Source organism: Paraburkholderia sp. RL18-085-BIA-A, assembly GCF_046027075.1.
Classification (GTDB): domain Bacteria; phylum Pseudomonadota; class Gammaproteobacteria; order Burkholderiales; family Burkholderiaceae; genus Paraburkholderia.
In genome coordinates this window covers 75,307-101,583 of sequence record NZ_JARESU010000029.1, presented here as the reverse complement: position 1 = coordinate 101,583, position 26,277 = coordinate 75,307, and the positions used below count along the sequence as shown (strand labels likewise).

Here is a 26,277-nt window from a genome sequence, read left to right as displayed (position 1 = left end):
ATTCGGGTCATCCAACGACGCGCGTACGGATTGCGAGATGAGGAGTATCTGCGCCTGAAGATCCTCACTTGCATGCTGCCTCGAATCTGAAAAATGGCGATTTCCATCACACTTTTCCGCGAAGACCCGAAATCAGTAACCAAACCATGGGGGTTCGCGTTCCTCACGCACGAGCTCCCTGGACCTCTCAGATGCGTGCAAGCTACGCGAAACAGTTCGCGAGGGTCCGCTTCGGGGCGATCCTAAGCTGGTACCTCGACGCCCGTTCTTGGCCCGGTGCCGCCTCTCCTTTAGGCATATTGGACTGAAGTCACCGCGGCGCGATTGGCGGCACGCGACCCGCAGCGGTCAGTGGACCTGCTCCATCGTAAATGACCGCTACCAAGGCTACTACGGCCGGCCGCGTCGTTGTATCTCGCTCCGCGGCTCCGCCGTGTAACTCCGGCCGGCCAATCGAGGGCGTTTTGAGTCTGTGAAGGCCAGTTTGCAAGCGTGACAGTCGTATCCGTCTGATCGCAACCGTGCGTCCTTTGCGCGACTCCGGATGGCATTGTCGCCGATGAGCGCATCGCAGTTGACCTGTATCAAGCCGGGACGCAGTCCGCATGGCTATCGTGAATTGCGGGCCGGTGGCCCACGAGGGAAAATCAGTGCAGCCTCTCGCCAAGCGTTTCTTTTCGTCGCGTTCGGTGCGCAAGTCCGCCCGGCGGCCCAATTATTGGCGTGGCGCGGCGAGCTGACTAGTGTTCTGCGTATGGGTTAGCCACGCTTCACGTACTCCGACCGGATAGCGGGAATGGCATGTAACCTCCGAATGGAAGGGGGATGTATGGCACCTTTGTCATTAACTCGTCCGATACTGCGTGCAGTACCTCTCCGACAGCCGTCTTATCACATCGCATCCCTCATTGTTATCTCTCTCGCGGGATTGTCATTGGTGCACGCGGCGTTTGCCGCGGGCGTCCTCCCGCAAGCCGGTCGCTATGTTGCCGGTGCGGGAACCATTGCTGGCCAAGGCAACGCGCTCATCATCATGCAGCCCGGCTCGACCCGCGGCGTGATCGACTGGAACAGGTTCTCGATCGGCAAGGGCAACACCGTCACGTTTGACAATGGTTCGGGCGCAACGCTCAATCGTGTGACGGGCGGCTCGCCTTCGGCAATTCTCGGCAGCCTGAATGCAACAGGCAGTGTGTATCTGATCAACCCGCAGGGCATTCTGGTGGGACGCAGCGGTGTAATCAGCACGGGCGGTCGATTCGTGGCTTCAACACTCGATCTGCCGGATACCGCCCTCACGAACGGCAGGACGCTGACGCTCGCGGGCACATCGAACGGGAAGGTGGTGAACCTCGGCAAGATCAGTTCCCGTAGAACGTAATAAATCTGTCACCTGCCCACCCCAGTAACCACGGGTCAGAATGCGCGCCAGTTGACACTTTTATTCCCCTTCGAATCGGCATAAAAGTGTCAACTCGCATATGTCCGTATTAAATTTGTCACCTCGCCTCCTACACTTCGAATCCCGTCCTTAGGAGGTTCACCTCATGGCGGATACCTTTCAGGCAACCGAGCCGATGGCACTTGGCCGTCCACGCGGCGCACACCGATTCGAAGCCTTCAGCCCTAAGCTCGCGCGCCGCGTCATGTTCTACCGTCGTGCGTTGCTTGAACTATGGCTACTGCTTGAGGCAAACCCGAAGGTGATCACCTTCTGCGAGCGACCGGGCTACGTGCTGATCAATGAAGACCGTCACCTCGCTGACTTCTGGGTACGCTACATTGATCGCGAAGAGTTGGTCGTACTAAGCGAACTACTTTGGGAAGCGAATGTAGGCCCGCCACACGCCAAGCCTGAAACTTGCATCGCAGACGTCCGGTTTGTCACTTCGGCTGAGCTCGCTGCGGCGCGTCCGTGGACGGACAACTGGCAGCGTATCCTCCCCTACCTTGTTGCGAACCGAGGTTTCGTGCCGGCAACGTTACCACCGGCCATCATGCAATTCGTGGAGGAGCCCCGGCGACTACTCGATATCGAGCGCGAATTCCTGACCAGCGATCTGGTGATCGTTCGCGCTGCCTTGTTCAGCCTGCTCCACAGCGGTCGCGTCAGCGCGTCGGCACTTCAGACGCAACCACTGTCGCTGCTCACCTCCTTCGCAGCGTTGGAGGCAATATCATGAGTCGTCGCAAGCCGGAGCTGCAGACGATCGTTGTCGACGAATGGCCCACTGTCGCCCATACCGAACTCGACGAAACGGCCCGCCGCAAGTTCGAGGCTCGGCGGCAGGCCATATTGCGCTACATCGCTGGCGAGCCGATCAGGGCCATTGAGAAATCGACCCACTTCAATCGCAGGCAGTTGTACCGCTGGCTCGAGCGCGCCCAGACAACTCATCCTGACGGCCGCCCCTTTGGCTTCCGGGCACTCATGCACTACGCGCGCATTGCAGAATATGCTCGAGTGCGTGATGTGCAGGTGCGCGGCGAGCGCGGCAGCCGCGGTGCCGCCGGTGCGCTCGCGCAGCTGCTCGAACGCTACCCGACGTTGACAGGGTGGCTGTTGCTTCAGGTGAAGCAACGCAAGGTGTGGCTTGAGCAGGTCCACACTGACGGCCACCTGCGCACGCGTCTGCATGGCCTGCAATCTCTACACGACAATTTCCTGCGCCAATGCCGGTCAGTCGGGTTAACGGCGGCCGGCTACCCGCTGAACACAGCGGACCATGCGATCCGTTCGCTTTCGCGACGGGTAAAGGCGGAGATGCTGCGAAGCTTCGGCTCGGCTGCACGATCCGCGGGCGCCACGCATCTCAAAGGCCTGCCCCGTGTTGACGACGCCGGTCCACCCGCAGCGGTCCGGCCATATCAGGTCGTCGAGTTCGATGGTCACCGGCTAGACGTCCGTCTCAAGGTGGTCGTGCGCGACCCGTTAGGTTTCGCGCATGAATTCGAGATGGAAAGAGTATGGCTGCTGGTGATCATCGACGTTTGCACACGCGCCGTGATCGGGTATCACATTGCTTTAGCAAGGGAATATAGCCGCTACGACGTCATCAAGACCATCGAAAATGCGCTGATGCCCCACCGCCCGCGAACGTTCACAATACCAGGTCTCAGCTACGGACCACACGACGGCTTTCCGTCAGGGACCATGCCCGAACTGGGCTACGTGACCTGGGAGTGGATCAGGCTCGACAACGCGAAGGCCAACCTCGCAGAGGAGACAATGAAGGCGTTATGCGAATTCGTCGGATGTCTCGCTGATGCTGGCCCGAAACACAGCCCGGACGCGCGACCCTATATCGAACGCTTCTTCGGCACGATTGCCAGTCGGCTGTCTTCACGTTTGCCGGGATATACCGGTTCTCACATACGCGACCTTCGACGGGCGCTCTCGGATCCAAAAGGCGATCTGCGTCTCTACGTCTCCCTCGATGAACTGGCGGAACTCGTTGAGTACGCCATCGCAGGTTACAACGGCACACCGCACAGGGGACTTAACAACGCGACTCCGCTGGAAGCGATGGAATACTTCGTACGCGGCAGGGAAACGATGCTGGTCTGGCTGGCAGACCATCAGCGCCGGACGCTCTGCCTGATGCAGTCGGCAAGACAGTGCCGCGTTCGGGCCTACCTGCAACAAGGCGTGCGTCCGCACATTAACCTGTATGGCGTGCGCTACACAAACCATGTCCTTGCGACGAGTGCGCACCTCATCGGTCAGCATCTGCTGATCTACATGAACGCAGACGACCTGCGCTCCGTGCGCGCTTTCCTGGCCGACGGCATGGAGTTGGGCGTACTGGAGGCCCAAGGCGCGTGGCGTGTGGTGCCGCACAACCTCAGGCTGCGACAACAGATTCTCCGGCAACGGGGCCGGCGGCGACGCAACGCTAGCCTCGGCCTCAACCCGATTGAAACGTACGTCGACGAAAAGATGAGGCAGGCAAAGAAGACCCGCAAGGCTGCGACGGAGCTCGCTCTTGCGACGCGACTGCTCGGTTCGGCACCGACGGTACGTACTCCCGTTGGTCCGCCGCGCCCGCCTATTACGCATAACGTCACACCGAGCATGGCATCAGGCCTGGATCCGCAAGCGACCACGGATAACGAGCTCAGGCCGCGCATGGTGGTTCGCCCGCGAAAGCTTTCGATTGGTACCGGTCAGGTGTTTTAACTCCGCTGTTCAAGCTGCGAGGTCTGTCATGTCGCTTAAGATTCCGCGTCCGGTCGATCCATCGCTGCACCCACTCGTCACCGGCAACTATCGTCTGGCGACGCCAGCGATCGAGGCATTCTATGATCTGGTCACGCGCTGCCTGCGCTACCGCATCATGGGCGCGCTCATCTATGGGCCATCGCGGGTTGGTAAAACGCGGGCCATTGAATACGTTCGGCTGCTCCTCGCGCGTCAGTACCCAAAGATAACCACCTATCATGCGCAGTGCGAACACAAGCCGCGGCATGCAGAGGGCCCCTTCTTCGCGACTCTGTTGGAAGCGGTTGGCGATCACGCACCCAACGCCGGCACCAGTTCGGCCAAACGTTCGCGCCTGTCATTGCGTATTCGCGAGGCAGCTGCGCGCTCAGGAAGCAATGCTGTGCTTATGTTCCTCGACGAGGCCCAGAGGTTCAATGAAAATGAATACGAGTGGCTTCGAGACGTGCATGATGTGCTTGATCGCCAGCAGATCAAGCTCTTCACGTTTCTCGTCGGGCAGGAGGAACTACTCGCGCAGAAGACCGCATTGCAGCTTGGGGGCAAGACGCAGATCGTCGCGCGCCTCATGGTCGACGAACTCGCGTTCTATGGTATCCGCAACGCTCAGGACGTCGCGACATGCCTGAATGGTTACGATCAGACTGCGTACCCCGAAGGCACTCCCTGGAGCTTCACACGCTTTTACGTGCCCGAGGCGTTTGACGCCGGCTATCGCCTGGTAAGCGACGCCCACCAGTTATGGCAGACGTTCGAAGCTGCACATCACAAGGCGAGCTTGCCCGGCAACCTCGATCTGCCAATGGAGTCGTTCGTACGCGCCGTCGAGATTGTCCTCAAGGAAAGCGAGATCAAGGATGCGCCCGGTTACTGCCCGGAGCCAGCTTTGTGGACCCACGCCGTACAACACTGCGGCTATATCCAGTCCCGCCATGCCACCGGACGCGTGCTCGCAACAGCCTAGCTGTGAAGCGCTCGAGGCAGTGCGCTTCCCTATTCTGATATTTGACGAACGGCAGACCGGGAGGCCGCCGGGTCGGGGGTTCATGACCGATTGGCTCCTGCCGGGCGAATCCCTCGTCTCGATCCTCTGGAAATTCGCCTGCGCCAATGCACTGCCAGGCGATGTGTTGATGCGCCTGATATGCACGGACGCTGATCCACTTGAAGGTTTAGTCCCGTTGCGAAGCGCGCTCGATCTCGCTCAACTTCGCCGACTGCTGCGACTACCTGCGAACGTGTTGCGCACATCGTTGCTCGACAGAACGCCGGGAGAGCGGTACCACGCGGCTTTCAGATATTGCCGGCAGTGCGCCGCTCACGGCTACCATAGTGTGCTGCATCAGCTTGCGGAGGAAGATCGCTGTGCGGCCCATCGACAAGAACTTCGGACGCGATGTCCGCAGTGCCGCCGGCAGAGTCCGTTCGTTATCAATAGCAGCGTGATCGAAGCACCATTCCGCTGCGTCTGGTGTCGTTCACATTTCTGCTATGGGCTGCTCCCGGTACGTTCAACGACGCAGGCGATGCGACGGCAGGACCGCCTCGCGTTCCAGGAGCGAGTGTTTCTACGACTAGGCAGTGGTGCCTCGGGTGGGTCGAAGGGGTAATCGCCGCGTTTGGGTGCGGTATGCCGGCAAGCAGACCGCCCACTCTTTTGACGAATGGTTTGTGGCGAAGCTAGTAAGAGGAGTTTTTCGCGGCTGACGGTTAGTTGCACTTGGACGGCGCCGACGCGAGGTGACACTTTTAATTACGCAATAGAGACAGATTTAATACGTTCTACGCCGGTCGACCTTGGGTCCATAGACATCGTAGCGATGCGTCCCATAAGGGCGCACATCGTCGATCGCACGGACGAATCGCAGGTTGACCATCGCCGCCCTCAGTCTTCCAACACAATTACCCAGTTGTAGTACAAAAACGGAAGACACGACTCGGCCAGTGGCCCGGCGAGGGCCGCGCCGGTTCAGCGCCGGGAGAACATGACCGGGTGGAGCATCCTCAGAGGACCTCCGCTTGATGCCAAGGCCAGTAACGGGTCCGATCCGTCTCGTAGCAATTGATACGTTTTACGTTCCAATCAATACAAACTATGTGTTGAGCTCAGTGAGTCGCCTGCTGCAGACGAAAAATGTGCTCGCGAAACGCGTCTCGCCGGCGGCACCCGCGCATTTTCGTGAAACATTCCCTTTTAAATTGCCGGAAGTCCATACCACACATGGACTTCCGGGCGAGGCCAGTTCAACGCCGGATGTTTCACGGTCGTCTTGCCTCCCTGCGCCAATAACAGACCGTCGCAAAGCTCGAATGCAGGACTCGCAGCATGGCCATCACCGAAGTTTCCAACATTCAGTTCAGTACTCCGAAGATTCCGACTTTCACTTCTCCGAGGTCGGAAGTGGATCTGGAAGCGGTCGGGCGGCGGAGGCCGAGAATTCAAGGAGTTGCGTTTCCGGCGGTGCTATCACTTTTGCTTCACTCGACGACCGCGCGCGGCGCGGACGTCGCGGGTACGGTGTAGCAAACACAACAGGTTCCGTAATACAAGAACAGGCAGAACGAATGATGATCACCGGGGAAATAGAAGACGTTGAGTTCCGCGAAGCGCCCGCTACGCCGATCCCACCGACCGCGCGCCGGCGCCGAAGGCAGCCTCGGCCGGAAAAGCCCGGCAGCGACGCGCGCAGCGCGATCAGGCTGACGCGCGGCGCATCGGCCTGCAGCATCTCGCGTTTTTCCGAGGCTACCTGGAAGGCCTCGATCTGGCGGAGCTGGCCGCCCGGTATCTCGAGTTCGGTCACGATGCCCGCAAGGCGACGGCCACGCGCAACTGGCTGGTGACCGCGTTCGTCGCCGCCGCGCGCAAACGCCAGGATTTTGCGACGGCGCGGTTGCTGGCTATCCGCCCGGCGGTTCTCTCAACGCTGACCGCGCTGGCGACGCCCGGCGCGGCTACGCCGTCACTCGACGAATTCGCCGCCGCGCATGATCCCGATGGCTTCCATACGGAAAAGGAGCTGCTCGATCTCTTCACTGCCCATCTCGCGGGCCAGCAATCAGGGCAGAGCGCTGAAGTTGCGGCTACGCTGCGACGGCAGCAGCGCAATGCGCGCCTGCGCGTGCGGCAGATGGCAGCGCTCGAGGCGCTTGCGCGACTGGTCGTCGAAGACCCGAAACCCGATCATCATGTGCTCGGCTGGTTCGACACCACCGTGGCGCTACGGCTCTCGGACGTCGGCGTGACGACAATCGGCAAGCTGGTCGAGACGATCAAGGCAGTCGGCTATCGCTGGTACCGGCATGTGCCGCGGCTCGGCGAGGTCGGAGCGCGCCGGATCTCCGCGTGGCTGGAAAACTACCGGGACGTCGACGGGCTGCTGATCGAGGTGGCGGCGCTGACGCACCCTGCGGAGCGCAACCTGCCCGTGCCGCAATTGCGCCGCGAACCCGTCACAGGCATTGTGCCGCTGGAGTATTTCCTGATCCCGGCGGATCTGGACGGCTCAAGCGGGGCGAACCGCAACCTGCTCAAGAACAACAGCGGCGCGCACAATGACCTGCAGGCGATCCACTTCTGGCTGACCGACTACGAGAACGCCAACACGCGCGAGAAATATCGAGCGGAGGCCGAACGGCTGCTGCTTTGGTCGATTTTCGCGAAGGGCAAACCGTTGTCGAGCCTCGACATCAACGACGCGCGCGAATACATCAACCGCTTCCTCGTTGATCCCCAGCCGGCCGCGCAATGGGTCATGAATCGGGCCGTGCCACGCAGCGAACCGGAGTGGCGCCCTTTTCGCGGCCCGCTATCCGTCAAGAGTCGCCAGGACGCGCTTGCCGCCCTGAAGAAGTTCTTCGGCGATCTGGTCAACGCCCAGTATCTCGATCACAACGCCTTTGCAAAGATCAAGGTTTTCCTCGGCAGCGAAACCGACGAGGCGGGCAATGAACGCCGGGTTGCCGCGAAGCCACGCGTGCAGGCGGAGCGCAGCCTGACCAGAGAGGCCTGGACATTTGCGATGCGCGTGCTCGACGCCCTCCGACTCGGCAGCCGCCGCCCGCATGCGCTTCGTGCTCGCCTTAACTTATAGCACCGGCCTGCGACGCGCAGAGCTGTGTGGCGCCTTCACTGACGATATCAGCGTCCGCTACGCCGGCGCCGAACTCGGCTCGATCCACCTGCTGCGCGTCGTGGGCAAGGGTGCGAAGGAGCGTTTCATCCCGCTGGTGCCGCCTGTACTCGAGGCGCTGGGCGGTTCCCTGGAAGTGCGCGATTTTCCACGCGATCCCCTCGCCTGCCCGGTCGGCACCCCGCTGATCCCCGCTCTGCCCGACAACCAGGACATCGGCCGGGTGCGGCGGGAAGCGGCCGAACGCGGCGAAGACGTCCACAAGGCGCTGGCCACCCTCGCCCGGCAGGCTGGGCCGATCCATCACGACCAGCTCTACAAGGCGGTGAAGCGGTTTTTTGCCACAGCGACCGCGGCGGCGCTGCGCGAGGACTCGCCACATGCACGGGCATTTACGGACGTCAGCCCACACTGGTTGCGGCACACGTTTGTGTCGCACGCGGTCGCCAACGGGATGAGCCTGGAGAGTGCGCGTAACTTCGCCGGACATGACTCGCTCGATACCACCTCAATCTATGCAACGGCGGAGATCGCACGTCAGTACAGGGAAGCCGAATCATTCTTGCGACGTGCTAACAGCCTAACCTGGAGGCAACAAAGCGGCCCGGCTCACGTGGTTCTGTAGGCTACGGCAATCGCTACTTCTACATGGGGGTTCGCGAAATGAAATTCAGTATATAGGTTTATTTCGGTCGGACCTGTTGTTCAGCGTTCAAAAGTACGGCAAGCATGGAAATCTTCGTTTCGGCAACTTCGTCGACAGGGCCAAGGTTGTACACCAAAACCAGATCGCCGCCAGACTTGCGAAGTGTCACTCGCGCCTTACCGCGGGCGAGGCCTAGAAAATGGCCCATTAGTTCTTCCGGGGAGAGCCTTGGAATGGCTCGACCAGCCTCGATAGCGAGAGCACTGATCTTCTTGCTCCCCCTGATCCTGGTTAGGCGGACAAGGTGCTCTCCCAAGTTAGCACCAATGTTAGGGAATAGCGCCAGCACTTCACCAGGTAAGGCTGCAATCGAAATCGCCCGGGTGATCGTCTTTAAGTCGATTCCGAGTTTTGTTGCCGCGTCTTTAGGAGATGCCCACTTTCCACGTTCTAGCCCGTCGCTGTAGGTTTTGGCAATTACAAGAGGTCTATCGCGCTGCGTCCCGCGTCCCATAGGAGGCTGTTCAGCGATGCCGCAAACGAGCGCCATCAAATCCGTCCTCGACTTTCCTGACGGGTCCACCTTCCTTGCGCGTTCGACGAGCTTCGTCACACCTTCCGCCTTCGCAGCCTTGAGAAGTTCCCTTGCGGTACGGTTTACCAGCCCAACGTCAGTAAAAACCGAAAGAATTTCTGACGGTAGTTCGGAAACGGCGACAGCTTCGCGGATTCGCGCGAACCCGATATTGATCTTGAAATCGGTTGCCATCCTCGTTGCGGCTTCTCTGTATGAGTTCCACTGAACGCCCAACCCCGCGTGGTATAACGCCGCTAGATTAAGAGGATCGGCAATTGTTTGTTCTGTATGCATCGTCGTTTATCGGGGCACCGACAGAGTATGGATGATGGCGTCGCGATCAACCACGAAAAAGACTCCAAAACAGGGCCACTCTCTCTCCGCCTTTGAGTTCGCCAATTCATTAGATACTATCGGCCGACCCAGTCAAGACCTCCAGTCTGTGCCCTCTGCGCTAGAAAATATCGGCGATAAGTGTGTCAACCCCGACCCTGTTGTCTCAGGGGAAGTATATCAATCCGACGGGATCGGCCCGTCAGAATAACTCAAGCGTTCTGGCTCTCTAGACGTTTGCTGGCCTCTTCAATAAACTGCTTCAAATTGGCGGAGAGGTCGTCCCTAAACTCCGGTGGCAAGCCCTTCAATGTCACGGTCAACGAGCCGTCCGAATACGTCTTAAGTTCTCCTGCCTTAACGCCACCGAAAGAGAAATCATAGCGTTTATCATACTTGCGCCGCCCGCTCTGCGCCGGCAGCAACTGAGCACCCTCCTGACGCCCCAGGAGCTTCTCAACCTCCCGGGTCGACAGGTCCTCCTGGACGATGCGGTTGATCAGTTTGTGCGTCGCCTGCACGCCGCGTGCACGGTGATACCTGGAAACTGCATAGGCAAGTTCAAGGCCGAACTTCACAGGATGATCCAGCATCTTCTCGATCAGTTCAGGAACCAAAGCAGCCACGTCGATCACCTTCGAAACACGCGTGACAGACTGATTCAGGTCAGCCGCGAGAGCATTCTGGTTTTCGTACTGACCTTGAGCAAGCAGATACTTCCACTGAACCGCATCGTCGAACAATGTCTGCGTCTTTTGATTCGTGTTGAGGTCGTAGCCGAACTTATAGCTCTCTTTCCCGAGCTTAATGTCTTTGACGATCGCCCGTGCGGTCTCCGCCTTATTCAGCCTCAGCGCGCGAACCCGTCGGCCGCCGTCGTGAATATAGAACTCACCCGGAGCCGAGTAATCCGGGCTCACATGTATCGCTTGCTGCTGCCCACGCTCCGAGACGGCGGTCGCCAGTTCGCGGATCGAATCAGCCTGATAAAAGTGACGGGGATTGAAGGGACTCGGCTTAAGGCTCTTCAAGGGCAGTTCGATAACCGACTCGGGTACGTACTTCTCCGCCGTGCACCAATCGCGGAATTCTCCCTCCGGCAAGTCTTGTAGCCACTTTTCGACATCCAACACCTCAGTGGGGCTCGAAGCTGCCATTGCCCGATCAACAACGGCAAATTTGTCCATTGCAGTGGGCTTGATCGACTGGGGTGCTGCAAACGCGTCGTCAAAATTTCTCTTGGTGGCCATTTGTTTATGCCTCTTCAGTTGTCTTATTCGATTCGGACTCTTGCTGTTCACGGAGTAAATCGAGGTCCGGGGCAGGCTCGCTAAGCAAATCGATGAGTTCGCTGACAATCGCTGTGAATTCCGCCTTTGCAGCCTTGGGGCCGACCCCGCCCATTTGAAAAACGGACTGCCCGAACGCAGACGCCTGCTTATAGCACTCGCGCGTCGGGACAATTCGCTCGAAGCGTGGGATCAAAGACTGCTCGATCGATCTCTTGACACTCTGGTCAAGCAATCGCTTACCGTCGGATTTATTCAAAAGCCAAATCGGCCGCAGCGCCTTATTGATCGAGAAGCACTTGTAGATCTCTTTGACGAAGTCCTGGCTGGACCAGAAATCCACTGGCGACGAGGAGGTCGGAACGATGACGGCGTCTGACACAAGCATGACGACGCCCGCACGAGGATCCTCCACCGACGGCGGACAATCGACGATGATGTAATCATAATCGTCTACAAATTTTTTAATTTCGCGATAGATTTTGTCTTTGCTTTTTTGAAGACTGATCGTGGTGTACGGAAGACACTCATCGGCTGGCGCTCTTGCGGACCATGTTATCAGCGTTTCCTGCGGATCGGCATCGATTGCCAAGACCTTATGCCCCTTCTCCGCCAACCCCGCACTAATATTGACTGTAGACGTAGTCTTCCCTACGCCTCCCTTTTGATTTGCCACCGAAACAATTTTGGCTCGTTGCATTTTATAGTTTCCAAAATTATAAGTTAAAGCAGATTATCATATCGTCTACCCAAGTCAAGGAATGCACAGCTTTTTCCGGAATCCGGCGCTTCAGCCCTCTCTTTTTTCTACCACTTTCGGGCGGAATCTGCCCGAAGAAACCATATCTGACAGACGCAACTCCTCGAGGAAAGCCGCTTTCGGCGCCGAAAACGTCAACACCCACGTTTGCTAACACTAAGCTACCACCCCTCGTTGCTGGACAAATGAAAACTCGCCTCGAGCCTGTGTGGAGAGGAACGGCCTAGGCGGCTCCATGTGCGAGCCGTTTTCGGCGCGAAATTCCGCTTGCCGGATCGGCGAAGCAACCGCCGAGCCAATGCTCCTGCCAACCCAACTCACGGGCCTAATCAGATCGTTTTCGGCGCCGAAAATCGACCAGCGACGTCGCCCTTCACGCTTCGCCTCATTCCCCGCTTGGTCTGACCCTTGTCGCTGGGTGGGAGCACACATTTGAGCCTCAGGCCGCATTTTGTCACAGTGCATGACACGGACTAAGTAGCGGTTTGCGACCTCAACATACGTCTTGGCGCTACGATACCCGCTTCGGACCGCGTTTTCGGCGCCGAAAACGCGGTCATTGCTGGTTACGACGGGGCGCGTGAAGATGGCTCTCTACTGCACTCAATCGATCCGTCGCTGCCCCAGGGCCGGAGCATCAAAAGTCGTTTACTTTCAACGAACAACGTGAGGGGGTTGTAAACCGCGAGTAATCGGCGTTTACTGTCGATTTTTCGGGGACGACAGATGCGCAAGGAAGTGGCTGCGCTGGTGGCGACGTTTGCAGACTTGCCGGACCCGCGGGTGATTGGACGCTGCGATCACGATTTGCTGAATATCGTGGTGCTGGCACTGTGTGCGGTGATGTCAGGCGCCGAAGGCTGGGACGACATCGAAGACTGGGGGGTGGAGCGCCGGGCATGGCTGCGCCAGTATCTGAAGCTGCGAAACGGTATTCCAGGTCACGACACAATCCGGCGAGTGTTTGAGGCGCTGTCGCCTGCGGCGCTCGAAAGCCGGTTTGTCGAATGGGTCCAGGGCGTATGTGGTGCTGTCGACGGACGGGTGATTGCAGTTGATGGCAAGGCGTTGCGCGGCTCGCGTTCGGTGGCGCGCGACACCCGTGCGCTGCACCTGGTGTCGGCGTATGCGGCCGAGATGGGCCTGACGCTGGGACAGCAGCCGTGTGAGGCCAAATCCAACGAGATTGAGGCGATCAAGGAATTGCTGCCGGCACTGGCGCTCGAAGGTGCAGTGGTGACGATCGATGCGATCGGCTGTCAGACCGAAATCGCCAGGCGGATCGTCGACGGCGGCGGCGATTATGTGCTCGCCGTCAAAAGACAATCAGCCGACGCTGGCCACCGCGCTGCGCGAGTTCTTCGCCTGCCTGAATCAACCCGGCTATCCGTCACGGCCATGCGATACCCACGAAACCGTCGACAAGGCCATGGCCGGTTCGAGACGCGCCGCTGCGTGGGTGGTGGGCGAGCTCGCGTGGCTCGACGCCATCGAATTACGCGCACGCTGGCCGAATCTGCGCTCGGTGGCACGTATTGAGTCCCAGCGCGAGACGCACGGCCAGGTCCAGACCGAAACGCGCTACGTGATCAGTTCGCTGCCGGCCGACGCCCCGCGCATCCTGTACGTCGCACGTACCCACTGGGCTATCGAGAATGGCCTGCATTGGTGCCTGGATGTCACCTTTGGCGAAGACGCCAGCCAGATCAGGTTACGCAATGCCGCTCTGAATTTCTCCTTCCTGCGCAGGCTTGCCATCAACCTGTTCCGTGCCGATTCATCGCGCGCGCTCAGCCTGCCCCGAAAGCGCAAAGCCGCTGCCTGGAATCCCGACTACCTCGCACAGGTCTTGAAATTACAGCCGATTTGATGCTCCGGCCCTGGTCGCTGCCCGCGGAAGCCTTATGCCGACAGCAGTCGGTGACGTAAAATGTCGACGCCCTGCTATGCTCGCCGGGATGTTGAGCCGCAGTCCTCCTCGCAGAATCGCGAGGTGCAAGTTTCGGCGCCGAAAATTGCTCCCCGGTACAAGCCAAGACGACAGGAACTGCCGTAGCGGACGGCACTTCGGCGTGCCAAATCTTCATTAAGCGTCTGCTGTATGGGTGAATTCCGCGCTCGTGCGCATTCGTGCGGCGAGAGGGGCTGCATTGTTCGCAGCCATTTTCGGCGCCGAAAGTGCTGGGTGCCAGCGATACCACCGGGAATAGCTACTCGACGGGTCTTGATTTGATCTGGGCTGACGCTCCATTGCTCCCCGCCATTTTCGGCGCCGAAACCTCTCTGTCTCCTCTCGGCGGTTCGTGGCTTCGACGATTTGCGGTCCGCCCATCAAAGCTCGTTACAAAGCAATTTCAGCGGTTCCATTTTCGGCGCCGAAAACGGGTGCGCTGGACAAAAAGGGTGGCGCACGAGGGCGAGCTAGATATTTTTGGGTGGCGTTTATTTTCATAGAATAAATGGATGTTTATTTTTTATTGTTTTCCCAACTTCGCGTGTTCAATAATTTTGTATTTGTTGCCCCGCGATTCGAATCTTTGGCTTTCAGCTTTGGGAATCAAGAGACGGGCATACCGCGCAGTCTGGTGGCACTCCGCTGCTTGACTTCTTACGTCGACGCTACCGGGAAGCCGGAAGGATGAGCGGACGGAGGAGAGGGAAGCGGGAAGGCCGTATACACAGCAGGCGAGAGCGACGCCGTCCAATGGCCGCGTCTTCTGACTGCGGATTGGCGGCACAGGCTCTTCAGCAATGGCCCGCCAATCCGCCTACAGCGACCAGCTGGACGGCCAGCGCATTCAGGCTCGCGCGATTGTCTTCGGATGCACTCCCTGATACGATTTCGTCGTGGGCCTGCTCCCCCCGACGAAACACCGTGAGCATGAAGTTAATAGAAAGTGTGCTTTTGCTGAGGCGCGCTCAGATACGCGCGCTACGCAACCGAGCCGCTATGCGTGGAGACACGATACGATCATCTCGTATAAGCCTTAGAGCTTTCGACTGCGTAGCAGGAACGCGACGATGTCTTCTTCTGTCGGTTCACCCCACGTTCGTCTTGCAAGCCAGTTGTAGAAAGTCTTCTCTGCGCCCTCGTTTGGCGGTTTCGTTGTTGAAACCTGCCACTTCCGAATCGACTGCTGCGCGTTGTAATCATTGACGAGCACGGTCTGGTCGGACGTGTCGAGGCCAACGAAATAGGTCTTCGCCTCTGGCACCCGCCCCGCTATGATCCGCGCCCTTATCTCGCTCGCCGTGGCCGCAGGTTCCGGATCTTTTTGCTTTGGCGTCGAATTCGCATTATTCCGTTCAACCGAGACTGGCTCGGGCGCTGTCCATCCTGAGACAAGCGCCTTTCTAAAGTAGGCAGGGACATTCGTAACGGGCGCAAGGTTCTTCTTGGCGATCCGATCATTCACGAGATTGAGCGCTTTCCGTACGTCAGCATCGCCGTGGGCCGAAATCACGTTCCTTGCCTCAGAATTTGGAATTCCGAGTTTTGCAACGTCCGCGAGCAGTTCAAGGTCAATGTCGGCCTGCGCTATCGCGTTCGGTTTCGGAGCCATCAAAAATTGAACTGCGCTTACTGAGCGTCCCTCTCGGAACTCTTCCATCGTAACGTCGAGCTCCGACAGTTCGTTGATTTCCTTTAACGCTGGCAAGAGAACTGCGCGTTTGAGAATCTTATATTCCGCATAGGAACTTTTATGCGAGTCCTGCCCGACGAACATCTCTCGCAAAGTGTCGACCGGAAATCTCTTCGTGCGCCCGACTTTTTTGAACCGGACAACCTGTTCCCAAAGGGTGACAGAATGACCGCGTCGAAATAGTCGGAGGAGACGCATATCCAGCGTCGCATAGACCGCCGGGTTCATGAGTGCTTCTCGTAGCTGCTTGGAAAACTGGTAGTGCAGGGTAGAGCCTTCAATGGTCACGCCGGCCAGCAGGCCGGTCGCGCTCCACAGCTTGCTACTCTTCTCATCCAGATAATCCCAGTCGACCACCGTACCTACCAGCGACCGGCACGTGTCCTTGATGTAATCCCGATTGTTGCTGTTGGCCATCCCGACCTGTCTCATCAGGTCTTGCAACTGGATCGAAAACTCATCCCGGTCTTTGCCGGTTGTCTTCTGTTCGATCGTGTGTTGTTCAATCGCGTTTTTGATCAGACCATTCCAAATCCGCAACTGCTGCAGAGCGATTGCGCCCTTCTTAGGCGAAATATGAATCGCCTGAACCGCTTTTCTGAAAGGTTCGGCGCTCTGGGGGACAGCGAAAAGTTGAATCTGTCCTTCGTCAGTCGACGCGTTCTTGCTCTTTACCATCGTGATCCATGTATTTTCGTTGAACACCTAGCCTTCGCACCGCGCAAGGCATCGGACCCAAAGAGGCGCAGCGACAATGCAGGTTCGAAACTACGAATATTGTTCTAACTCAGCGACTTAGAAGCCACTCCTCATCAAACTTCTCACGTAACGGCGCTGAAAACGGGCCCAAAATCGCCACCAAGGGCTTTCACCCATAACACTTTGAGATCCCCGTGAGCGCCCGAAAGACGACCAATCTCTTTCACCTTTCGGGACTGCGACCGACGCATTCTGACGGATTACGGTGAAAACGCAAGCCCATCGCGTTCACCTCAAGCCGCCCTGGTGAGCACTTACTCTCTCTAAAGGCGCCATCCGGCAACGATTTACGAGCAAAGGGGACCACGAAGATGCTGCACCACGATCCAGCCGACCGCCCAAACGGTTTCACCTTGAGAAGGTCGTGCCGACCAATTGGCAGGCAACGTATGGCTAGATCGCCTGCTTGACACCTACGGACGGCCCTGATCCCCCATACGGCGCCTGAAACCTACCAAATTTGTTCACCCTACCAGTCGCCACGCGGTCCAGAAATGACGCGCAGAAGCTACCAACCATTTTCACCTCTGTCGCCATCCTTTCCTCGGCACGCCTCACCAGAAAAGATGCCCCCGTTACCAATTGCATTCACCTTTCCCGGATACCAACGATTTTCACCTCAGTTCGCTCCGGACGTTACGCCACCAAGACCTGGGGCCATGTTCCACGGATCCGTCAAAACCCCACTGGGGCCCGTCAGGCTACCAATAAGGTTCACCTGTCCTGGTTACCAACGGCATTCACCACAGGTCCTCCTTACCGTCGGCTTTACGACTACCTACCAAGCAGATTAACCTCTGCGAAACAACCAAGGATGTTCACCCGTCCGACAGATGAGAGCGACGGTTTAGTTACCAATCTCGTTCACCTTCTCCGGAAATTGGCGTCTCGCCTCAGGTTTTCGTGTAAAGACTGCATGAAGGGGCACGAGTCAGTGGTGCGGCAGAGTAGGTTTCGCAACAGAGCCCATGCGAGGCATGAAAATGAAGCTGAAGATCGGGCACGCTCCCTAACCCATGGCCGCTACCAACCGCATTCACCCCAATTACCATATCAACAACCCTGAGCTACCAATGGCGTTCCGGCAGTTACCAAGCGCACTCACCCGTTCAACCATTGCCGTTCACCCGCATTACCAACCACGTTCACTTCGATGCCCGCAAACCCCCAGCCAGCAACGATCCGCAGAGCCTAAATGTTTGTAAACATAGTAAAGCGTCTAATAAACACCTAAAACGTCCGTCGCGTCTTTGAAAGCTATAACTGGCCCCCAACAACAAAGCCAATACATCGGCAGGACGACGGCCCACTTCAACAGAAGAAACGCTGGCATTGGATTCGCACGCGCCAGTGACACGACACCTAACGGGCACGCAACTTTGCGTTTGCTATAGATATCAGTAGGTTAGCCGCCCGCGAGAGTCGCACTGTGAGCCTAGGCCCCGTCGCGGCCGCAAGAGAACGCTTGTGAATGTAGCGGGCCATCTCGCGTTATTCGCGCTTCTCACATTGCGCGACACACGTACGATCGTCGCATGGAATTCAAAGCCCGCGACCCCTCAGAATTGATCAGCTCCGTCGATGAGCGCACGGGCCTCATCGCACAGCTGGAAACTGCAGCCGGCATGAAAGGCTCCCAGTTCAAAGACTTCTATCTCCCGTTGGTAAGCTATCTGGCCGAGTACGTGCTGGAATATCCGCTAGAGCGGGATGCCTATGCGGAGCCAAGCGGCGCGCTGCAAGTCGGTATGACGTCGGCCCTGTTCGCGCTTCGCCACACGACGACCAACGTTTTGCGAACGGGCAAGGCTCCGAGCGGCGCCGGCAACTCTCGGAGCGATATAAATTCGCTGCGTTTGCGGCTTCATTGACTTCGATCCCGGCCATCGTCCACGCCCGTGTGCAAGTCGCGGCAGGAGAGGGCAGCAAAAAGCATGTCTGGAATCCGTATCATCGCGCGCCGCGCCTGGGCCGATGGTTGCAGACGGTTGAGTCGAAAGGTGTCTACGAAATCGGGTGGCAGCGAGATGGCCGACGCCGGAACGCTGCACTGGCTTGGCGTGCGCGCTTCGCCTCTTCACCGTGCAGGTAGGTGAAGTCGTCACGATCGAGGCATGGCGGAGGTTGTCGCGCACCGCCGCAAGTTCGACTCCGGCGTCGAGCGCATGCGTGTGGCGAAGCCAGTGGGGGCTGGCTGCTTGCCGCAGCTTGCGGCAAGCGCCGGATTGCGCGCCGGGACATGCTCCGCCGCTCCTGTGGAAAAACTCACCCACGCCGACAGTCGCGCCGTGTCAGCCCGTTTGGCCCGTTTCCTGATCTCGGTCGAAGCCGGCCCACCAACGGCGTGGTCGGGGTCCATCGGTTCCGATTGACTGGCAGGCCCCGTGACCTGAGATAGCGACGTAGGGCGTCGCGCGCGAGCGGCGGTAGCGCGACGCGCTCGCACGGACTTCGTTTACTCAACCGCGTTGCGTGCGCACGAGTTTGTGGCAGCGACGCTCGGCGACATCGAGGTGGAGACGCGTGGCAACTGGTGGCTCGGGGTGACCGGCAAGGGGCACCCGCGGACACCGTTCGACGCCGCGCACGCCCTAGGTGACTACGAACGGAAGACCGTATGCGCGTTTGCGGACCGGCCTCGAACTCGTGCCGGCTGGAAGCCATCCGCGGCGCACCGACTGCGCTTCGTGCCGGTACGTCACGCCTTCGCCCGAGCAACTGACCATTATCAAACGCGTTCGCCCTGGGGCAGAGGTGATTCGCGGAGCTGCGGGCAGCGGTAAGACCACAACAGCGGCGCTAAAGTTAAGGCTGATGCTGATGTACTTCACCGCAAGGCGAACGCGAATGGAAAGCGCGGAGCCCGTTAGGGCTCTGGTACTGACATTCAATAAGACGCTGCGCGGCTACATAAAAAATATCGTCGAGAAAAATGTACCCGCAGGGAAAATCGAGCTGACCGTCGACACATTTAGACATTGGGCATATCTGACGCTCGGCGGCCCTAGCATTCACGACGAGTCACATTTGACTGGCCTCGTCGAGCGGCGCGCCTCAACAGTAGGGCAAGCAAAAACGAAACTAGACGATGATCACGCGGCTCTTTCCAGACACTGTGGACAGACTTACACCTCGCCCAACGGAGTCTTCTGGACGGTCGAAGAGGGAAGTTTCGTCCGAAAGACCGGCCCACTCGGTCCTCGAGCTTCTGTGCCATTTACACAGGCGCCTGCTGTTAGCGCTTCGATTCTCGGTGGCGAATGGTTGCTCGTGAAAAGCGGACACTCGACAGAGCCGCTTAAGCAACCAAACTTACGACGGTCAGCAGGGCTGTTAACTTCCGTTCGATCGTGTTAACTTTGCGACCTTCGAAGCAAGACGGCGGAAACAGGAATGATTTTCGGAGGGGTATTTTCCGAACTACGTGACGCCCGGCGGGCGCAGGGCAAGCGTTACGCGCTGGAGCCGCTGCTATGTGCGATCGTGATGTCGCTGATGGCGGGCGCCAACTCGTTCAGGACGATCGAGATCTTCATTGCCGAGCGGCTCACGGAGTTGAACGAACTGTTCGGTACGAGCTGGCGTAAGGCGCCGAGCGGGGTGGGCATTCGCAAGTTCCTGCTCCAGATCGATGAGAACGAGCTGGAGAGCGCGGCGCGTCGTTTCGCGCAAAACCTGTCGTCAGCCCCATCCGGACGACAGTTCATTGCGCTGGACGGCAAGGCGTTGCGCGGCAGCGCCTCGCGTCTGGATGACATGGCTGCCCGACACATCGTTTCGGCGTTCGATCAGCATGGCCTGATTGTGCTCGGCCATGTCGAGGTCGCGGAGAAATCGAATGAGATTCCCGCCGCGCAGGATCTGATTGAATCGCTCGGGCTGGAAGGCCGCGTCTTCACGATGGACGCGTTGCACTGTCAAAAAAAACGCTAGCGCTCGCGCTGGAAAAGGGAGCCGACGTGCTTGTGCAGGTCAAGGGCAACCAGCCAACCCTGCTTGCCGCATGTGAGGATCTTGCCTGCTATTGCGCTGCGGCCCAATGCAACGTGCAACACGACAAGGCACACGGCCGTATCGAGTCGCGTACCGTGCGCATCTGGAGCGTGCCGGAGAACTGGCTGGAAGATGACTGGCAGCCGCTGGTACGGCAGATCGTCAGCGTCTCGCGTACGGTCGAACGCCGCCACCGCACTGACGGCTGGGTCCGCACCAGCGAGACCGCGTGGTGGGTCAGTACATCCGTCATGAGCGCCGCAACCTGTCAGATGGCCATCCGTGGCCACTGGTCAGTAGAGAACCAGAATCATCACGTGCGCGATGTGTCCTTGCGAGAGGGTGAGCCAAAAATGGCTACACCTGTCTGCTTTGCCTATATAGTGGATTACCATAAGTCCACACGTGCGTGGTCGGAGAAAGAGATAGAAAAACGCTCTCATTCTTCGAAAGTGGCCATAACGCGTAATGACGACGGCTCAACCCCATGATCTCGCGAACAACACCGTCGAATGCACAAAGGCGCTTAAAACTCTGTGCCTTTCGTCTCAAATAGCGCTTTAGAAATTGCTTCAATGGTAGCCATTCTCAAAGGGTTGCCATGCGTCTTTTCAAGAACACGCGTCAGGCCGCGCTATCCACGGCCCCCGGCATGTATGCCGAGGAAGATCCGAGCACTGTGATTTTCGAAACCAGCACGAAGCTGAAGGTCGAGAAGAATCGCTGGGTGCTCATGAGCTTTGTCATGGGCAGCATTGCCGCTGGCGCAGTCTGGACCCGCCAGCCGCCTCCGTCTGTCACACGCGTGGTCGGCGTTTCTGCTGACGTGAGTGGGCATCCCGTTGTAACGGAGCTCGTTGCGTACAAGCCCGACTCCCAGGCAACCCGGACAAGCATGAAGGATATGGTGGTCCGATGGTTCACCATCGAACCCGTTCTGTCCGATAGCCTTCAGACATCCCGCATGTCGGCGAACATCAATTCGGTCAAGGCACAGATGATTGGCGCTGCCGCCGACCAGTTCAAAAGCTGGCTGCGTGACGACGCTCCCTTTCAGCAAATCACGGCCAATCCAAAACTGATCCGCGAAGTCAACGTGCGAAATATCGCGCTCCTTGAGGATCAGACCGTTCTTGTTGAGTTCACAACGACAACCTCTCAGGCGGGTGCGACGGGCAAGCCGGACGTCAAATCGTTTGCGCTGACGCTGCGCTACCAGATCGTCGCACCGACCGCCGACGCAGCCCTGACGGCCAATCCCTTCGGCATCTATGTCCCGTTTTTCCGCCTTGAGCGGACCGGTGGAGCTTGACACCAATGATCACGAAACACCAACGGCCGCGGCTAAACACATTCATCGCGCTCGCGTTGTGCGCGGTCCCAATGGGGTACGCGCACGCCAAGCGACCTGCTGATACGGGCGCGATCAATACCGCGATGATCGCAAGCGATCCAATGAGCCCGGTGAACCCGTTCAACAGCGGATCAGATCCTCTCACGATGCCGGGCGACGCCCGCATTGGCGTGTTCTCGTACAGCCGGGACCAGATTTTTCGCGTTCTAACTGCACCGTTGAAGCTGACCACCATCGAGTTAGAGCCTGGCGAGAAGCTGATCGCGGATCCGGCAATGGGTGACAGCGTTCAGTGGGAGATCGACGACGACAAGATGAACCATGTTTTCATCAAGCCTCACAAGGCCGATCTCGTGAACACGTTGCACCTTACAACGAACAGGCGCGAATACGACTTCACGCTGATAGCCTCACCAGCAGGTGGCTTTTTCTACCAGACTGTCCGTTTTCAGTATCCTCGCGCGCCGATGGCGCGGGCGAATGTCCGGGATGACGCAACGGTTGGGGGAGCCGGCGGAGGTGAGCGCGCAGCGGATTCGGGGAGCATCAGCGTGGCACCCGACAAGCTGAACTGGGATTACTCGGTCGACGGAAGCGCGGAGTTCAAGCCTGAAGTGGTCTTCGACGATGGCCATTCCATCTGGATGCGGATGCCCGCGAAGGCGCAGACGTGGCCCGTTCCCATGTACAAGGATCACGGTGACCGGGTCGTGGGCAACTTCATCCGGCGCGGCGACTTCCTTGTGTTTCAGCGTCTTGCCGACGAGATCGTCCTCGTGTCAGGCAAGGATGAGGTGACCGTCACCCGCGGCCGCCGCCGCGTTTTTGGAGTGTTCTGATCGTGGCAAAAAAGAGCGATCAGGCCGCGCCTAGCGCCGAACAGGCTGCGCTTGTCAAAGGCAAGACGCCCCGAAATGCAATCCTGACCATCGGGTTGCTGGCGGGTCTTGTGATCGGCGTATTGGGGTTCTTCTACGAACTGAAGGCGAGCAATCAGGCTCAGGAAGAAGCGCGCCTGAAGAAAGCTTCCGCGCTAAAAAGCAGTACTGAGGTTCCCGCAGCGAAGGGCTCAGACATCGACCAGATGATCAAACAGCAGCAGGAAGCCGCCGCGGCTGAGGCAGCCGCACGTGCTGCATCTGACGCGGCCGCAGCGCAGCGTGCGTCAGTAAAACCGATGCTTACCGGCAGCGACTTCCAGAAGGAAGTGGCCCAGGACGGTGGCGACACGAGGGCGCTGGCGGAGAGCAACAAGCGGGACACGATCTATACGTCGCCTATCTTCAAGACGACCGGATCTGGCCGAAACTCGGCTCAACAGACAACCGCTACGCCGGCGGGCGTTCCGTCACTCGACGACTTCCGCGCCGCACGGGCGGCAGCAGCTGCGAACGCACAGAATCCGGCTGATGCGGTCGCGGTCGCACTCGCGAAACAAGGCCAGGCGCCCGAAGACCGAGATCGGGCCTTTGTGAAGGAAACCGCGGGGCAGGGTGGCATCGAGCGGACGACGTTTAACGGCCAGTCCGGCGGCTGCACGCTTACGCCGCCGCACAATATCCATGTGAAGACAGTCGAGGGTCTCAACTCGGACAAGCCGGGGCGCGTTGCGCTCATGGTCGATGAAGACGTCTATGACAGCCTGCGCGGCGACTGTCTGATGATCCCAAAGGGAGCGTTCATCAACGGAGCGTACAGCGCAGACATCAAGGTTGGCCAGGAACGTCTTCTCGTTGCATCCACCAGCTTGCGACTGCCGAACGGCAAGAGCGTGCCGATGAACGGCATGCAGGGCGCTGACCAGAATGGGTACAGCGGCTTTTCAGGCGATGTCAACAACCACTTCCTGGCGATCTTTGGCGCGGGCTTCATTACCGCAGTCCTGCTGAAGAGTTTCGACAATGGCGCCACTACATCCACGACGGCAAGCCCCATCGGTATTACGACCACAGGAAGCACAGCGGGGCAGGTCGCCGCGACGACTGCGCAGGCCGTGCTTCAACGCAACCAGAACATTCCTCCGACGATCACGGTACCACCGGGCCAGAAGTTCCTCGTTCAGGTCACGCAGGACATCGTCATGGAGCCATACCATGACTAGGTATGCGGTGACAGCCTTGCTACTCGCAGCCGCGTGTTCGTCGTCCGCTGCTGCGGTGATCGACACGATCATCAGCCCGACGAAGTTTGTCGTCGAGGACGGTAGCCAGCGCTCGGTTCTCGAGCTGCCGGGTACGCCCGTCTATGCTTGCGGTTTGAAGCCGTTCCTGGCGTGGGCGCAACGGCTGCAAGGCCAGAACATTGAACCAGGCAAGAACGGCTTCGCTGCAGTAACAGTCGATGGAACGCCGGAAAGTATCCAGAGCCTGCTGATCGGAAGCGGCTGGCTGCAGCCTGCCGTCATGGACGACGACGCGCAGGCTGCCTTGGCAGAGCATCGCGGTGGTTGGGCCTGTGCGTCGGCACAGGCACCCTTCGACGTGATGCACACGAGCGTCGACGCAAAGATTCTTGCTGGAATCGCGCTTAACGAATCGGCCTACAACGGACGAGCGTGGCCGTGGACGTTGAACGTCGCGGGACGAGGCTTCTTTTTTCGCACACGAGCGGACGCGTATAAGGCAATCCGGCTTCTGATCGCGAATGGCCGGTGCGATTTCGATGTAGGCATTTTGCAGATCAATTGGTGCTACCACTCAAAGCGCTTTGCGTCGCCGTGGGATGCGCTCGCGCCTGCGACAAATATTCACGTTGCAGAAGACATCCTCAACGAGAACTACCGCAAGACGCACTCGGCCGTGAAGGCCGTGGCGTATTACCACAGCGCCAATCCGCAACCGGGCCGCGAGTATCTCGCGCGCTTCATCCAGCATCTCTCCCAACTCGAACGCGGTCTATGAAGCACACGCTAACCATCATCGCGCTGGCAGTGTTCTCGCTGTCTGCGTCGGCTGCGAGCACCGATCCGCTCGACTTCGACTACCAGATCAACGGCAGCATGAGCGAGCGGCCAGCGTTGGTGTTCAACGATGGCACCGACACATATCTTCAACCGCGGGCAGGCCAGACCCTGAAAGTGGCTGGCGGTCATGCTGAAGGTCCGTATATCGTCGTAAGCGGTGTCCCCGAAATAATCAGCTACTCGGTCGGCGGTGGCAGTGCGACGGCACGCTGGACAAAGGCGAACAGCTTCACGGCTGATCGGGGCAACACTAGCGGCGACATGCCGATTGGGTTCACCGGGTTCTCTAACCGCCTTGCGCTAATCGGCGCCCGTCCGCGTCTCGAAAGCACGCGCGCAATGAGCGTGACGCTGCCGCTCTCACAACTGGTGAAGGCGCTTGTTCCCCAGGGATGGACTGGCTCAGCGCAAAAAGACGTCGATCTTACTTCCGCCCAGAGCTTCGCCACGCGTGAAGGTGAGAACTGGATGCAGTCACTTGACCGCCTGCTGGGCACCGTCGACCTGTACGCGGACGTCGATTTCAATTCGCATCACGTCACCCTCCGTCGAGCTGCGGCAAAGTCGACTGGAGTGAATTACGTGGCGAGCATTGCGCCAGCTACGGGTACGGCCGGTGGGGCGTCGATAAGTGCCGCCGAATCACTACCGGCCGGCGATAACATCCCGGCCCGCGACTCGGCACTCGCTGCGAAGTTCGGTGCGCTCGCGATTCGCGATGGCGACGATACCCACATCCAGATCCGCTTCTCACAAAGGCCTGCAAAAGAGACCGTCTTTCAGGATATGGAGGGTCACTCGCTCAAGCCAAAATGGGACGACTCGGGCAATGTCGTGACGCTGAACCGGGCGGAGCGGTTCGTCGTATCGAATGGCACAGACAGCGTCGAGGTCGCGCGCGTTGCAGGTCTGGTCTATTCGTTCGATGCGAGAAATACCGCGGGTCTGGAAGCCGTGTTCGACAAGGATGGTTCGACGTACTTCAAGTTTGCCGACACCGTGGGGAACGTCAAGGTTGCTGACGTCGCGCATCTTGGCTCTGGCGAGCAGAAGGGGCGTTATTACAGGTTCAACGGCACGGCCGACCAGTTCATTGTCACCGCGGACGGCAACGTTGTGAACGTCACGCGCAAGCACGACGTGCGTTTTTTCGACCGTCCGAAATCATGATTGCCCGTTGGATCTTCGGATTCCTTCTCTGCACGTCGCTGTGCATAAGGGCCGCGTGGGCAGATTGCCTCGATGACGCCGCGCGGTTCCATCGTGCGAGCGTCGTTCTGGTCAGGGCGATCGCACAGCAGGAGTCCGGCATGCGCACCAACGCGGTCAATACGAACAGCGACGGTACCGAAGACATCGGACTGATGCAGATCAATTCGTCGTGGCTGCCTAAGCTGCGCCGCTATGGGATCACGCGCGAAGCCCTGTTCAACGGCTGCGTGAATGCCTACGTCGGAACGTGGATTCTCGCGTCGAACATCAAGCAGTTTGGTCCGACATGGAAGGCTGTCGGTGCGTACAACGCCGTCTCAGCCAACAAGCAACTGGTGTACGCCAACAACATTTATCGGCGCATTCAGCGCGCGGCCCACTGAAATTCATGAA

The 26,277-nt window shown here is 58.8% G+C and carries 19 protein-coding genes and 3 pseudogenes; 16 read left to right on the top strand and 6 right to left on the bottom strand.

Annotation, left to right across the window (positions count from 1 at the left end; all coding sequences use genetic code 11):
* Nucleotides 1–829 precede the first annotated feature (829 nt).
* From P0D89_RS21145 to P0D89_RS21130, 4 genes and pseudogenes are all read left to right on the top strand, one after another.
* A pseudogene (locus P0D89_RS21145) lies at nt 830–1,369 on the top strand (two-partner secretion domain-containing protein); the annotation flags it as partial.
* A 178-nt stretch (nt 1,370–1,547) separates the two neighbouring features.
* Nucleotides 1,548–2,183, top strand: coding sequence for a hypothetical protein (locus P0D89_RS21140; RefSeq protein ID WP_408369778.1), 636 nt, complete (start codon nt 1,548–1,550; stop codon nt 2,181–2,183).
* Nucleotides 2,180–4,180 (top strand): TnsB C-terminal domain-containing protein, encoded by a 2,001-nt coding sequence (locus tag P0D89_RS21135; RefSeq protein ID WP_408369775.1) that lies wholly within the window; start codon nt 2,180–2,182, stop codon nt 4,178–4,180. The genes P0D89_RS21140 and P0D89_RS21135 overlap by 4 nt, the downstream gene beginning before the upstream one ends.
* Nucleotides 4,181–4,208: 28 nt before the next feature.
* Nucleotides 4,209–5,186 carry an AAA family ATPase gene (locus P0D89_RS21130; RefSeq protein ID WP_408369772.1) on the top strand — a complete coding sequence of 326 codons (978 nt, stop codon included), beginning with the start codon at nt 4,209–4,211 and terminating at the stop codon, nt 5,184–5,186.
* 1,417 nt (nt 5,187–6,603) lie between these two features.
* Here P0D89_RS21130 and P0D89_RS21125 read toward each other — a convergent pair.
* Nucleotides 6,604–7,026: a hypothetical protein gene (locus P0D89_RS21125; RefSeq protein ID WP_408369769.1), complete on the bottom strand. Its 423-nt coding sequence runs from the start codon at nt 7,024–7,026 to the stop codon at nt 6,604–6,606.
* 327 nt (nt 7,027–7,353) lie between these two features.
* Here P0D89_RS21125 and P0D89_RS21120 point away from each other — a divergent pair, with 327 nt between their 5' ends.
* Both P0D89_RS21120 and P0D89_RS21115 read left to right on the top strand, forming a co-directional pair.
* A complete protein-coding gene (locus P0D89_RS21120; protein ID WP_408377155.1) occupies nt 7,354–8,316 on the top strand; it encodes a phage integrase family protein in 963 nt (320 codons plus the stop codon).
* The gene (locus P0D89_RS21115) at nt 8,288–8,980 is read left to right on the top strand and encodes a tyrosine-type recombinase/integrase (protein WP_408377154.1); all 693 of its coding nucleotides are present in this window, start codon (nt 8,288–8,290) and stop codon (nt 8,978–8,980) included. Before P0D89_RS21120 ends, P0D89_RS21115 begins: the two co-directional genes overlap by 29 nt.
* A 58-nt stretch (nt 8,981–9,038) precedes the next feature.
* Here the strand turns inward: P0D89_RS21115 and P0D89_RS21110 are convergent, their stop codons facing one another.
* The 3 genes from P0D89_RS21110 to P0D89_RS21100 form a co-directional block, all read right to left on the bottom strand.
* Complete coding sequence (locus P0D89_RS21110; protein ID WP_408366207.1) at nt 9,039–9,872, bottom strand: hypothetical protein; 834 nt, start codon at nt 9,870–9,872, stop codon at nt 9,039–9,041.
* Nucleotides 9,873–10,123: 251 nt separating this feature from the next.
* A complete protein-coding gene (locus tag P0D89_RS21105; protein ID WP_408366205.1) occupies nt 10,124–11,161 on the bottom strand; it encodes a ParB/RepB/Spo0J family partition protein in 1,038 nt (345 codons plus the stop codon).
* Nucleotides 11,162–11,165: 4 nt separating this feature from the next.
* Nucleotides 11,166–11,900: an AAA family ATPase gene (locus P0D89_RS21100; protein ID WP_408366203.1), complete on the bottom strand. Its 735-nt coding sequence runs from the start codon at nt 11,898–11,900 to the stop codon at nt 11,166–11,168.
* A gap of 786 nt (nt 11,901–12,686) precedes the next feature.
* Here P0D89_RS21100 and P0D89_RS21095 point away from each other — a divergent pair.
* Nucleotides 12,687–13,499: an ISAs1 family transposase gene (locus P0D89_RS21095; protein ID WP_408366201.1), complete on the top strand. Its 813-nt coding sequence runs from the start codon at nt 12,687–12,689 to the stop codon at nt 13,497–13,499.
* Nucleotides 13,390–13,830, top strand: a complete 441-nt coding sequence (locus P0D89_RS21090; RefSeq protein ID WP_408366199.1) for an ISAs1 family transposase — start codon at nt 13,390–13,392, stop codon at nt 13,828–13,830. The genes P0D89_RS21095 and P0D89_RS21090 overlap by 110 nt, the downstream gene beginning before the upstream one ends.
* 1,117 nt (nt 13,831–14,947) lie before the next feature.
* On the opposite strand, the gene P0D89_RS21085 is transcribed toward P0D89_RS21090, so the two are convergent.
* Complete coding sequence (locus P0D89_RS21085) at nt 14,948–16,282, bottom strand: replication initiation protein (RefSeq protein ID WP_408377151.1); 1,335 nt, start codon at nt 16,280–16,282, stop codon at nt 14,948–14,950.
* A gap of 1,616 nt (nt 16,283–17,898) precedes the next feature.
* Here P0D89_RS21085 and P0D89_RS21080 point away from each other — a divergent pair.
* A complete protein-coding gene (locus P0D89_RS21080; protein WP_408366195.1) occupies nt 17,899–18,234 on the top strand; it encodes a hypothetical protein in 336 nt (111 codons plus the stop codon).
* Between the two features lie 133 nt (nt 18,235–18,367).
* Here the strand turns inward: P0D89_RS21080 and P0D89_RS21075 are convergent.
* Nucleotides 18,368–18,802, bottom strand: a pseudogene (locus P0D89_RS21075) (site-specific integrase); the annotation flags it as partial.
* 954 nt (nt 18,803–19,756) lie between these two features.
* Between P0D89_RS21075 and P0D89_RS21070 the strand changes: the two are divergent.
* The 7 genes and pseudogenes from P0D89_RS21070 (at nt 19,757) to P0D89_RS21040 (ending at nt 26,267) form a co-directional block, all read left to right on the top strand.
* Nucleotides 19,757–20,847, top strand: a pseudogene (locus P0D89_RS21070) (ISAs1 family transposase).
* A gap of 110 nt (nt 20,848–20,957) precedes the next feature.
* Entirely contained in the window at nt 20,958–21,668 is a 711-nt protein-coding gene (locus P0D89_RS21065; RefSeq protein WP_408366193.1) for a VirB8 family type IV secretion system protein, read from the top strand.
* 5 nt (nt 21,669–21,673) lie between these two features.
* Complete coding sequence (locus P0D89_RS21060) at nt 21,674–22,549, top strand: TrbG/VirB9 family P-type conjugative transfer protein (RefSeq protein ID WP_408377159.1); 876 nt, start codon at nt 21,674–21,676, stop codon at nt 22,547–22,549.
* Between the two features lie 2 nt (nt 22,550–22,551).
* Nucleotides 22,552–23,811, top strand: a complete 1,260-nt coding sequence (locus tag P0D89_RS21055) for a TraB/TrbI/VirB10 family type IV secretion system protein (RefSeq protein WP_408366189.1) — start codon at nt 22,552–22,554, stop codon at nt 23,809–23,811.
* Nucleotides 23,804–24,610, top strand: coding sequence for a transglycosylase SLT domain-containing protein (locus P0D89_RS21050; protein ID WP_408366187.1), 807 nt, complete (start codon nt 23,804–23,806; stop codon nt 24,608–24,610). Before P0D89_RS21055 ends, P0D89_RS21050 begins: the two co-directional genes overlap by 8 nt.
* The gene (locus P0D89_RS21045; RefSeq protein ID WP_408366185.1) at nt 24,607–25,842 is read left to right on the top strand and encodes a TrbG/VirB9 family P-type conjugative transfer protein; all 1,236 of its coding nucleotides are present in this window, start codon (nt 24,607–24,609) and stop codon (nt 25,840–25,842) included. Before P0D89_RS21050 ends, P0D89_RS21045 begins: the two co-directional genes overlap by 4 nt.
* Nucleotides 25,839–26,267 (top strand): lytic transglycosylase domain-containing protein, encoded by a 429-nt coding sequence (locus P0D89_RS21040; protein WP_408366183.1) that lies wholly within the window; start codon nt 25,839–25,841, stop codon nt 26,265–26,267. Before P0D89_RS21045 ends, P0D89_RS21040 begins: the two co-directional genes overlap by 4 nt.
* Nucleotides 26,268–26,277: the final 10 nt, after the last annotated feature.